Raw genomic sequence first — 11,405 nt, 5'->3', positions numbered from 1 at the left:
TATAGGCTTTAGTAGCTATTAAGAAGCTCGGCAGGAATGCCGGGCTTTTGTGTTTTTATGCGCTGAGGGAGTTCTGTACCTGGCACTTGAACAGGAATGCGTCCATGAGTGCGAAGATGTGCTCCCTGTCCTCGGGCAGTAGTTTTTCGATATCCTGCAGGCGTTTGACGGTTTTTCTGTCGAAGGAGCTGTTGATCCCCTCGCCGACAAGATAGTCCAGCGATACGCCAAATGCGTCCGCTATCTTCTTTGCCGCCTCGATGGAGGGTACGGCATCCCCCCCCCTATGGGAGTAGAAGAAATATGGTCGGGACTAGGTGTAGATTGCATCTACACCTTTATATCAATGCAAAATTGTAGTTTGAAAATTGAATTAATGTAGTAATAAATAGAATGAGAAATAAATAAAACTTCAACTCATTCAATAAATCTCATTTTAATAACCAAATGCTTCTAAAGTATTTTTTCTTTTCTGTTTCCTCGTCCTAGCATCAGGACTTTGGGTTCCATCTTTTGCTGGACTAGGTGTAGATTGTATCTACACCTTCTATATAGTAGAATTTGTAATTCAAAAGGTGAAAAGAGGATATAAACTACCAGATAAATAACTTTCGAAGGAAGGGTATAAATGTGTTTGGTTTGACAATTCTACTATGAAAAAAGAATTCATTTTTGTAATTAGTTTGATGCTCTCATCCTGTTTTTTGAAAGCTCAAAACTTGCCAAGTAGCTTGAATTCAAAACTTCCAAAGCCTTCGATTTCAAATTCTATTTCTGCATTACCCTCCAAACCTGAAATCCCCTATTTGGAAGAACTCAAGCAAATCCAGTCACTGAAGAAATCCTACGATTCCCTGCGGAAAGAACTAAAAGACCTCAAGGAAATCACTGCTGACAGTACCCAAAGGGATAGCCTATTTACCCTGGTCAAGGAACGGAGCATGGAAGTGCTGGAAAAGGAAAACAAAACGCTGGAAAGCCTGATCCAAAGTGGGGATATCCCAGGGGAAGAAATCAAAAATGCCGCAAAAAATACGTTGGATCGAGTGAATGATTCCAAAGCAAAGTTGGAGGATATCAGGCAAGTTGATGAGCTGGAATCACTCATAGATCAGAACAATGAAAATCTCAAGGCACTTACCAATGAATGGATCATGCCCAAAATTGAAGCGCAAATCTCAGGAGTAGTACAAGATGGGTTTGATCCCAGAAGCACCGAACTTCCAGACTTCTATGGTAAAGATGCACTGGCAGAACTGACAAAAAATGGATTGCCTTCTGAAGTACCTTTTGATCAAGCCAAAGCACTTGCAACCGAGAAAGCGGGACATATCAGCGAAGAATACATTCAAAAGGCAAGAAAGGATTTTTCTAAACTGAAAATTGATTCACTTGGGAATGTCAAAACTATTTCATCTGACCTTAATAAGAAAAAGGCAAACTTCTTCGAGGCAAATAAATTGGCAGGACAGCCTTATTTTCATCGTATAGGAATGCTACTCTGGTATGATCCGCTTACCTCCTTTGGTGAAGGGTTATTATTGGATTATGGACTTTCCTTTTCCTTTTCCCAGCAGTTATCCATTTTGGGAGGAGTTACATGGAAAAAACAGTTTGATGAAGATGAACATCTCAGAAGAGAAGGGTTCGGTGTATTTACCGGTTTACGTTTTAGTAAGGGGAATTGGTTTGCTCAAGGTACAGTAAACCGCAATCAGATGACCATAACCAATCCTGCGGGGTATGAATCCAGGAATTTTAATGGAAAAGCATGGGCTTCTAGTTTGGCCATTGGTAGAACGATTCCTATGGGCAAAGTAATTCGATCCGTGGTGATCGGATCAATTGATCCATTTTTTAATGAACAAAGTTCTTTTTATAAAAGCAGGGTCCAACTCAAGATAGGCTTTGAAATCGGGTCCTTTAAGAAGATCAGGAGAGAAGTGAAGGAGTTGGTTCCGCTGGATGGATTGGAGGATAAAGCAGATGAGAAGGTTGAGTATTACTTGAAGAATCTGGAGAACTGATGGTCATCCTTTGATGTCTTAGAGTCTTTGAAAATGGCTCTACTCTTAAGATAGTGGAAAACATAAATAATAGTTGGTATAAATTTAAAAATTTGGATTATACACGAGAACTTAAGCTTCACTTATTACCAGGATCAATAATTCAGTTCAATCCTTATACATATAGGTAATATTGATAGTTTTATTTTGTCAAAGCGTTCCTTAAATGAAATCATTTTGATGTTACAAATCAGATAGATGAAATAACTGCATTCTGTCTTAACTAAAGATAATTTGGTTTCAAGTAATTCCACATCAATTATATAAATTTAATTTAGTCTATTAAAACACTTAATAAATGAAAAAAATATTATTATTAATTACAGCATTTTTAATAAGCTATTTGGCTGAATGCCAAGTTCAGCATATTACTGGGCAAACTTTGCTAGTAAATCCTACAGGAAGGACATTAATGATGGAAAGAGACAATGAGGATTCTTGGCTTACTTTTCATGACCCTAACGATAATTGGTATTCATTGGGTATTGACAGATCAAACGGGGGTATGTTTAGTCTGAATGCAGGAGGATTGTTGAATAGTTCGCAATTTACGATGAATGGATTCGGGAATGTTGGACTTGGAGTTAGCAATGCAGGTGATTGGAAGCTTGCAGTAAACGGACAAATCCGGGCAAAGGAAATTAAAGTTGAGACAGGTTGGTCTGATTTTGTTTTTGAAAAAGACTATCAATTACCCACTCTAGAGGAGGTGGAAAATCATATCAATGAGAAGGGGCATTTAAAGGACATACCTAGTGCTAAGGAGGTTGCAGAGAATGGGATTTTCCTAGGGGAAATGGACTCTAAATTATTGCAGAAAATTGAGGAATTGACGCTGTATATAATTGCTCAGGAGAAAAATTTAAATGAACAAAATTCTAAACTTATTAGACAGGAAGAAGAAATTGAACAACTAAAGTTGATTAATGGAAAAACTTATCGAATTACAATTACGACTTGAAAAATTGGAATCTAAAGACTGAGATAGCAATACTCTAGGCACTGTGTTTTGACCTGATTTGGGATAGTGACGGAAAAATCTCTAACAAGTCGCTTACGTTTTGGACAGTAATTTAAATTGCCAATGATGATAGATCATGGTTTATGCTTGCAGGAATTTACTCAATCTCCCCCCCGATTCGAACCTTAACTTTAGTGGTAATGATTTCCAGCTCTTTAGCATGACCGTATGAGGATGACTACACGATTAACGCTTTGAGTTCTTAACACCTTGTATTAGAGGATAAAATTGGATGGTTTATAATTAATCTGTACGGATTGAAATAAAGGTATTGTCTTCCAAAGAAAATGGCCTGATCCATGTTATTGCTTAGCCAGTTCAATAGCCTTTTCCAAAAACTCATCTCTTCCAGCTCTTACTCCTTCAATTGTCCTTTCTACATATGCATCAGGTAGGAAGCCTATTCCGTGGAGTTGGGATCCGTCATGTTTTAAAACCCTCATTCCAGTAAAGGAAATAATGTAGTCACCGGGCAGCGTAAAGCTGTTGACATTTCCGTTGGTACCGGAACTGGGCTGCCCTATAATAGTAGCCAGTTTGTATCCTTCTATAAATCCCAGGTAGCTCTCTGCATAGCTTACAGCTCTGCCGTCGGTTATGAAAATGACTTTTTTATCTCCCAAGAAAGGATCTTTCGGCTCCATTGACCATCCAAAATCTGAATATCCAGGTATTTGCTGTTGATCAGGATAGATGAAATGATCCACCTGCATCCACTTGTGATCATCCTTTTTGGAGATTAGATGTCTGATCAGTTCATGGTTGTTATTGGGATAGCCTCTGACATCCGCTATGATTGCCTTGCTTTTTTCCAGTTGGGGCATGATTTTGTTGATAGTATCCATGGGGATTGCGTCCAGATTGAGATAGACAATGCCATCCTCAAGGAATCTATATCCCGGCTCAGAGGGCTTTATTGAATCTTTCTGGGCATAGTAGTTCAGTTTTCTTTCCAGTTCAGCGGTCTTTCCAGCTACCGTGATATTCAGGGTAGTATTAAGCTTACCGGTTATCATTAGGATAGGTGCGATGTAATCAAACCAGCCTTGCGTGGCAGCAGAGATCTTTGGTCTTAGGTTTTCGTAGAGTTGTTGCGGAGTTGCTCCGTTGATCTGTTCAATCGTATCTCCCGGTTTAAATCCCATCGTAGGATCAAACACCTCTGTGATGACCAGCTGTCCTTCTATCCATGCTACATCAATGGGTGGTGCGAAATAGGGGTTTTCAGTTCCCCTAACGCTGACGTGGTTGTCCTTGAGGGCAGAGGTAAGGCGTTTCAGGTCATCCACATGTCCATCTGAATCGCTTTTATAGGTTCTTGTGAGACTCGCCTTCAGCTCATTATCCCAATCTATTGACATTTCTGTGAAATAGGGATAGAAATGTTGGAACACATTCCAGGTATTGATCAGATTGCCACATCGAAAGGAAAGGGATGATGCATCTGTTGCGGTTGTTTGCTCTCCGGAGACCATGAATTCTTCTATGTCTGTAGTGCTTTTTGGGAAGGTTTGCCCGTCTTTACTATAGAGTAGCAAGGGCATACTGATCCACAGTTCTTTTCCGATCTGGGCTGTCCAGTTTTCATTTTCTTTCGGGGAACCTTGAAAGAGCGGTGGGGCAGGAGCCAATTCATCTTTTCCCGCCTTTTTATTAGGATTGGACTCTTGGGTTTCGCCTGATGGCGTTTCATTTCCATCTGTCTTCTGAAGCGAATTCACTTTGATACTCCGGTAAAGTGGATTTCCTTTATTCATGTCCCTGGATACACCGAAATGCTGCCAATATACCAGTAAGTAACCCTGTTCGTTTGTCGGCTTTGCTTCTATGGGATAATCAGCAGAAGGTTGGGCGAAAGAGAAGCTTACCGTCGGCGCAATAGGTTCAAAGATCCGCTGCATGGTCTGCAACAGCTCTTCGGTGTTTTCGCATTGCATCACTTGTTCACTTCCATAAACGGAAAACCATCCCCAATCCACCTGGTCTGCTTCGGTACTGGGGTGGAAATACTTGACATAGCCATATGCTTTGGCAAAGGAAACCAGGTTATTGATCTCCTGATTGTTCTGCGCGTGGCAGGAGAGTATGAAGGATACCATAATGAGATAACAAAAAAGTGATTTTCGGATAAGATTCATCGTGTTGGGAAATTAAGTGCTATATCAAGGCTACCATATGGACTACTCAATATATCGAAAAAAGTTAGATTAGTTGATGTAGCCGTTTTGAGCTTTGTTGTTTTAACTCGTTTGACCGTTCCTGCGGCTGTGTTTTTTTCAATCCCGGAGAGGATTTATTTATCCATCTTCAATAGCAGTGATTCAGCTTGGGTTGACACGACTTTTTATCGTTGTATCCAATTTTAATATGTACAGAGCGGTTAGAGTAAACATTTTATTATTCTGGATATTTTCATGTAGAAGACTAATTAAGAGATAATGTTTTTTCACCCCTGAATTCCTCACCAAGTTAGTCCTTAGGGCTCTGAGCGACCGTAAGCTTCCGGCATAAAGCCGCTTGCTGCGCTGCGCTATTTATTCCTTTGCCTTCAGGTCTTTGTCGCCCACGGCCTGATGAAGCTTCATAATTCATTGTTCCACAAAAACGAAAAAGATTATGGAGACTCAGGAAAGAAAAATTGATTTGTTTGAAGTAGCTGAAATCAAGCTGAGCTACAGTACAAAGGTAAAGTCATCCCAAAGACCTAGGGTAGCAAGTTCAAGACAGGTATATGAAGTGTTTGCCCAAGCCTGGGATCAGGACAGGATAGAGTTTGTAGAGGACTTTAAGGTGATGCTGCTTTCAAGAGCAAACCGTGTGCTGGGTATTGTAACCATCAGTTCAGGAGGGACAGCAGGAACGGTAGTGGATGTCAAACTAGTGTTGGCAGCTGCCTTGAAAAGTGCCAGTAGTTCGATGATTTTGGCCCATAACCATCCGAGTGGGAATCTTCTGCCTTCAGAACAGGATAAAAGAATAACCCAGCGGATTAGAAAAGCGGGTGAAATACTGGATATCCCGGTACTTGATCATTTGATCATGACAGCAGAGGGATACTATTCCTTTGCAGATGAAGGGGAGCTTTAGGGCTCTCTTTTCTTTTTTTAGCTTCCATGAACTTTCCGTTTCGGAAAGTCCATGGAAGCTATTTGTAGGCATTCATTTTTATAAAATCTCGATTGATTGCAGATTTCTATACATGGGTATTTCTACTAATGAGCATTTCGTGATCCAGTAGCCTTTTGTATGTGATTTTAGCTGGGGTAAATGCCATGTGTACAAGTGGATCATTCAGTCTTTTAGTTAGGAATTTCAAAAAAGCCAATAATAGGACTTATGTTTTTTTCCATTCCTTCTTCAGCCAATTTAGCCTGATCCCATCACACGAGGCAAGAAGCCAGGATTTAAAAATTTGCCCATATCCTTGTAATATTTTATTAAGTAAAGCCTTAAACTATATTTATATCTTAAAAAATTGACTGACTTTTTTTCTATAAGTTTCCCCAATGCCTAGTTGTGTTGAATTTTTGAGTATAACAAAGTTTCCCTCAAGTACTTTTAAATGCTGGATCGAAACGATATATGACCTATGAATACGTAAAAATTTATGCTGTGGTAGTTTCTTTAAAATGTCCTTCATGTTTTCATAGACCATTATTTTTTCATCATCTGTGTGAATACGGATGTAATCCCGCAGCCCCTCGATATAGTTAATCCGGTCAATAGATATTCTGTGAATTTTTCGGTCTGCTTTAACAAAGAGGTCCTCCTGTGAGTTTATTTCGACATACCGTTCTTTCCATTGAGAATATTTTTCAAGACTTTGGTAATAACGTGTAAATGTTATAGGCTTTAATAGGAAATCAATTACGTTGAAATTAAAGGCTTCCAAAGCATATTCCTGATAGGCTGAAGTGATGATAAAATTTTGGTCTTTATTAGCAATTTGCATGAATTCTATACCTGTTAATTCAGGCATTTGAATATCTATAAATATGAGCTCTATGGTGTGATTTTTCAAAAGTTCTATTGCTTTATAGACATCTCCACCCGCATACATTACCTCGAGATAAGAAACTTTATCAGAATAGTTCTTAAGCAATTCCACCGCAAAGGGTTCATCGTCAAGGATTATACAGCTTACCTTTTTTTTCATTAATACTCAATTTCCAATTTTGTTTTAAAAAAACCGCCTTTGTTTTCTATATCTAACCTGTGTTTGCCTGGATAGTAAAGCTGAAGCCTTTTTTTGAGATTATCCAGGCCAATTCCGTTCAGTCGATCCTTTTTCTGTTTTCCAATTCGATTTTTTACCGTAAAAATCATTTTTGAATCACCACATGTCAATGCAATTTCAATGGGGTGGTGCTCATCAAAGGAACCGTGTTTAATAGAGTTTTCAACTAATGGTGTAAGTAGTAGGGGAGGGATTTTAATAGTCGTTTTATCAGTGTCTGATTGAATTAAAATATTTATACCTCTCTCATGCCTGAGTTGTTCAAGTTCAATCAATGAATTCATATAGTCTAACTCATCCTGTAGCCAGATGAAATCTTTTTGAGATTCATAGGTAGTGAATCTCATGATACCACTCAGTTTATCAATTGCGGGCAAAGCTTTTTCAGACTTCATGTAGACCAGTGAATAAATATTGTTTAATGTGTTGAACAGAAAATGGGGATTAAGCTGCGATTTTAAGAGCTTCACTTCCATATTTCTTTTTTCTTCAGAGAGAGAAGCATGGTTTTTCAGCAGCCGGATCAAATAAACTATTAGCCAGAAAATAGAACTTGGAATAAGTGGAAGAGTACAGTAATACAGGTTATCGATAAGATAATATTGAATTGGTGTCCCCTCGGCGTAATTGCTGTAATTAAAGAAATAAGGCATCGTAATTTCTTCCATGAGATACCTTAAAAAGGCAAAAAAGATGTAAAATAATGCCAAACCTAAAATTGACCTTCCCCAGTTAAGGTGTTTAAAGACCCAGGGCAAAAGAACTAGGTAATTGAAATAAAAGCTGATCACAAATACCAAAGCCCAAAATAAACTCAGGATGTCAGGTCTTTGAACAGAAAAATTGGTAGGTGACGCACCGTTATAATCCAACAGTGTAAAATAGGCTACCAAAAGCCAAAAGGCCACATGATACCCTACTTCCTTCTTTGCAGTCAAGTCAGAATTGAAATTCATTGGTTCCATGAATGTAAAGCTACTCTTTCAAAAAAGTTTCCGAGAACTGGTTTGCCGAAATACTTAAGGGGTTTGTCGAAAAAACTTCTTATAAAGTGCTATTTGTCGCATGTTTGAGCTGTAATTAAACAAACTAGATATGAAAATACAGCTGATTTTTGCAATAATGATGTTTTTGGCAACTCACGTAAAAGCTCAAAACAAGGATATCTCCTTGAAGTTGGATAACCCTATTCCGGTTTTAAACTTGGGGACCTTTCACATGGGGTATTCTCCCGATGCTAATACCATTGAATTTGATGAGCATGACAAAGGGAATATCGCCCAGGTTCATCAAATCGCTCAGGCAATTGCCGCATTCAAGCCGACGGTAATTTTGGTAGAGGTGGAGCCTTCTGAAAATGAAAAACTACAGCAGGCTTATCAGGATTATTTGATGAGCCCGGATATGGAGTTTACAAATACCAGTGAAGTCCAGTTATTGGCTTTTGAAGTAGGAAGGTTGGCAAACAGCACTAGGATATACGGCATAGATTATCAACAGGGATATAATTACTCATTGGCCTATCAGCTTGAAAACAGTGTGGATAGCGAATCTTATTTTCAGTATATGAAACTATTGGAAAAGCTGGAAGAAGAATATGTAGCCGAAGAAATGACTGTATTGGAGCATTTGCAGATGACCAATGACCCACGCTACCTTGATATACTACTCAATATTAATGCAGATATGCTAACTCATATTTCAAGTCCCGGGAATTATGAGGGGGCAGATGAAGCTACAAAAATGTACCATCGAAACCTGGTTATGTATTCCCATCTGAATCAAATTCGATTAGACAAAGGTGATCGTGTATTTATTCTGATGGGAGGGACTCACACCGCTTTTTTCAACATGTGGTTAAAAAGAAGTCCTAAATATGAATTAGAGGATGTAACTGAATATTTGAATGCAGTACAGTTGGATGATTAAACTATAAACAAATATGAGTTTAGTAAAAGCGCAGCTAATTCTTCTATTAGTTTTAATAATCAAATTCCTTCCCGGATTAAACTATAATCTGGTAATTTCCTTATCAATAGAGCCGCAAATTATAACCTCAGATATTAGTCACTTTTATGAAGCTTTTGATTTGGCCAAGGCGGATCCAGGAAATGCAAAAAAGATCTTCAATAAGCATTATTTCAAAAAGGGCTCAAAGGGACTGCATGATTTTTACAAATCAAAGATTCAGTCCAAGGAAAAGTTTGCAGAGTTTGTTATCTCATTTCAAGATTATTACCAGTCCATAAGGGAAGATGTTTCCTGTTTGGATGATTTTAAGGGAGTAATTGATAAAAATTTCCAAGCATTTGAGAAGCTCTATCCAGAAGCACAATTTCCTTCAATTTATTTCTTGGTCGGTAAATTCCAGTCCAATGGGACCGTCTCGAATGATGGAATATTGATCGGTACAGAGGTACTCGCAAGGACACCCCATTCAGATACTGTCAATTGGAATGAAAACCTGCTTAAGGTCAGTCTTGAAAGAAACCACATACCTGTTACCGTATGCCATGAATTGGTGCATTTCAATCAGGACAAGATGGCAGCAGGGAATACCTTGCTCTGGAAATGTATCAGAGAAGGATCCGCAGAATTTATTGCTGAACTGATCAGTGGAGAAACCGATGCTGATTACCAGGGATTTCAAGGAATGGAATGGGAGATTTGGGAAGATTTTCAAAAAGACCAAAACAAAAGCATCTGGAGTCCGTGGCAACAGGCTAGTGATGCCAGGCCCAGAAATGCGGGATATTGGATGGGGTATACCATATGTAAGGCATATTTTCACCAAATTAAGGATACTGAGCAAGTATTGAAAGATATCCTCACTATCCAGAACTATGAGGAGTTTTTGGAGAAAAGTAAGGTAGAAGATTATTTGATGATCAGTACTAAAAAGTAGTTTTTTCCATTCCTTCTTCCGCCAATTTAGCCTGATCCGGTCACACGAGGCAAGAGACTTCGGCATAAAGCCCATGCTCTTGCTTCTGCTGGTTTATTCCGATTCCTCTTGCACTTAGTGCCAGTCTCAGGCTGGTGCAGCTTCATAAGTATTTGTCAAACCAAAACACAAAAGACTATGAAGACTCAAGCAAAATCATCAGTAAAAACATCCACTAAGAGAAAAGGGGGAAATGACTTTGGAAGTCGAGGTTACAGCTCGCGAAGCCCAAAAGGATCATCGGATATCTATCAGAAGTTTACGGATCTGATCATCGAGAAACTGGAGCAGGGGGTGATACCCTGGAAGCAGCCCTGGCATGAGATGGGAATGCCCTCTAATTACTTGACTAAAAAGCCATATAAGGGAATTAACCTTTGGCTTTTATTATCCTGTGGACATCAGTATCCCTACTATTTAACTTTTAAGCAGGCGAACTCACTTGGAGGCAAAATAAAGAAGGGAGCAAAGGCACTTCCGATCTGCTACTGGAATTTTGCCTTTCGGGACAAGAAAACGGGAAAGGTGATTCCGGAAGATAGGATAGGAGAATATGATCTGAAACTGGTGAGTAAATCCGGTTTTCTCAAGGAGTTTAAAGTGTTTCCCATAGAACAGATTGAGGGAATAGACTGGGAGTTTCCAGAAATCAGCAAAGAAGAGCCACTACCTGATATTGAACAATGCCGTAAGATCTATGAGGAAATGCTTCGGGCTCCTGAGTTGATTCATTCCGGTTCCTCAGCCTACTACCGGGCAGACCTGGATCAGATCACGATACCGGAGAAAAAACTGTTTGACTCCGCTGAGCAATATTTTGGGGTATTGTACCATGAGCTAGTCCATTCTACAGGGCACCCATCCAGATTAAACAGAATAGGAGTTTCAGAACCCCAACAGTTTGCCTCTGAGATTTACAGCCGTGAGGAATTGATAGCCGAGATGGGAGCAGGGTACCTGAATAACCTTACAGGGATATTGGATCAGCATCTGCTGGAGAACTCGGCAGCCTATATCCAAAACTGGCTAAAAGAGCTTCGAAATGATAAGCACTTACTGATAGAGGCAGCGAGCAAAGCACAGAAGGCGGTGGATTACATTCTGATGGAACCTCCGTTTTAGGGAGAGGGGAGCAAT

9 protein-coding genes are annotated in these 11,405 nt (G+C 39.4%); 6 read left to right on the top strand and 3 right to left on the bottom strand.

Translation table 11 applies throughout. The features are described from left to right. Positions 1 to 653 precede the first annotated feature (653 nt). Both BM386_RS13005 and BM386_RS13000 read left to right on the top strand, forming a co-directional pair. Positions 654 to 2,027, top strand: coding sequence for a hypothetical protein (locus BM386_RS13005; RefSeq protein ID WP_091694934.1), 1,374 nt, complete (start codon positions 654 to 656; stop codon positions 2,025 to 2,027). Positions 2,028 to 2,364: 337 nt separating this feature from the next. Beyond that, the gene (locus BM386_RS13000) at positions 2,365 to 3,027 is read left to right on the top strand and encodes a hypothetical protein (RefSeq protein WP_091694931.1); all 663 of its coding nucleotides are present in this window, start codon (positions 2,365 to 2,367) and stop codon (positions 3,025 to 3,027) included. A gap of 362 nt (positions 3,028 to 3,389) precedes the next feature. Here BM386_RS13000 and BM386_RS12995 read toward each other — a convergent pair whose 3' ends face one another. Next, positions 3,390 to 5,186: a S41 family peptidase gene (locus BM386_RS12995; protein WP_170857095.1), complete on the bottom strand. Its 1,797-nt coding sequence runs from the start codon at positions 5,184 to 5,186 to the stop codon at positions 3,390 to 3,392. Between the two features lie 517 nt (positions 5,187 to 5,703). Here BM386_RS12995 and BM386_RS12990 point away from each other — a divergent pair. After that, positions 5,704 to 6,174 carry a JAB domain-containing protein gene (locus BM386_RS12990; RefSeq protein ID WP_091694926.1) on the top strand — a complete coding sequence of 157 codons (471 nt, stop codon included), beginning with the start codon at positions 5,704 to 5,706 and terminating at the stop codon, positions 6,172 to 6,174. Positions 6,175 to 6,547: 373 nt separating this feature from the next. Here the strand turns inward: BM386_RS12990 and BM386_RS12985 are convergent, their stop codons facing one another. Together BM386_RS12985 and BM386_RS12980 are read right to left on the bottom strand one after the other, a co-directional pair. Next, positions 6,548 to 7,243 (bottom strand): LytR/AlgR family response regulator transcription factor, encoded by a 696-nt coding sequence (locus BM386_RS12985; RefSeq protein WP_091694923.1) that lies wholly within the window; start codon positions 7,241 to 7,243, stop codon positions 6,548 to 6,550. Beyond that, a complete protein-coding gene (locus tag BM386_RS12980; protein ID WP_170857094.1) occupies positions 7,243 to 7,992 on the bottom strand; it encodes a sensor histidine kinase in 750 nt (249 codons plus the stop codon). Before BM386_RS12980 ends, BM386_RS12985 begins: the two co-directional genes overlap by 1 nt. Before the next feature lie 427 nt (positions 7,993 to 8,419). Here BM386_RS12980 and BM386_RS12975 point away from each other — a divergent pair, with 427 nt between their 5' ends. The 3 genes from BM386_RS12975 to BM386_RS12965 all read left to right on the top strand — a co-directional run bounded on the left by BM386_RS12975 (position 8,420) and on the right by BM386_RS12965 (position 11,390). After that, a complete protein-coding gene (locus tag BM386_RS12975) occupies positions 8,420 to 9,253 on the top strand; it encodes a DUF5694 domain-containing protein (protein WP_091694917.1) in 834 nt (277 codons plus the stop codon). 13 nt (positions 9,254 to 9,266) lie between these two features. Further along, positions 9,267 to 10,229, top strand: coding sequence for a gliding motility protein GldB-related protein (locus BM386_RS12970; RefSeq protein WP_091694914.1), 963 nt, complete (start codon positions 9,267 to 9,269; stop codon positions 10,227 to 10,229). A gap of 177 nt (positions 10,230 to 10,406) precedes the next feature. After that, entirely contained in the window at positions 10,407 to 11,390 is a 984-nt protein-coding gene (locus BM386_RS12965; RefSeq protein ID WP_091694911.1) for an ArdC family protein, read from the top strand. The last annotated feature ends 15 nt before the right edge of the window (positions 11,391 to 11,405 follow it).

It is taken from the genome of Algoriphagus locisalis (assembly GCF_900116615.1).
In the GTDB taxonomy this organism is placed as follows: Bacteria; Bacteroidota; Bacteroidia; order Cytophagales; family Cyclobacteriaceae; genus Algoriphagus; species Algoriphagus locisalis.
This window is presented reverse-complemented; position numbering and strand designations above follow the sequence as displayed.

Coding starts and splice junctions, on each gene's coding strand:
- BM386_RS13005 (WP_091694934.1), top strand. CDS start 654: ATGAAAAAAGAATTCATTTTTGTAATTAGTTTGATGCTCTCATCCTGT.
- BM386_RS13000 (WP_091694931.1), top strand. CDS start 2,365: ATGAAAAAAATATTATTATTAATTACAGCATTTTTAATAAGCTATTTG.
- BM386_RS12995 (WP_170857095.1), bottom strand. CDS start 5,186: ATGGTATCCTTCATACTCTCCTGCCACGCGCAGAACAATCAGGAGATC.
- BM386_RS12990 (WP_091694926.1), top strand. CDS start 5,704: ATGGAGACTCAGGAAAGAAAAATTGATTTGTTTGAAGTAGCTGAAATC.
- BM386_RS12985 (WP_091694923.1), bottom strand. CDS start 7,243: ATGAAAAAAAAGGTAAGCTGTATAATCCTTGACGATGAACCCTTTGCG.
- BM386_RS12980 (WP_170857094.1), bottom strand. CDS start 7,992: ATGGAAGAAATTACGATGCCTTATTTCTTTAATTACAGCAATTACGCC.
- BM386_RS12975 (WP_091694917.1), top strand. CDS start 8,420: ATGAAAATACAGCTGATTTTTGCAATAATGATGTTTTTGGCAACTCAC.
- BM386_RS12970 (WP_091694914.1), top strand. CDS start 9,267: ATGAGTTTAGTAAAAGCGCAGCTAATTCTTCTATTAGTTTTAATAATC.
- BM386_RS12965 (WP_091694911.1), top strand. CDS start 10,407: ATGAAGACTCAAGCAAAATCATCAGTAAAAACATCCACTAAGAGAAAA.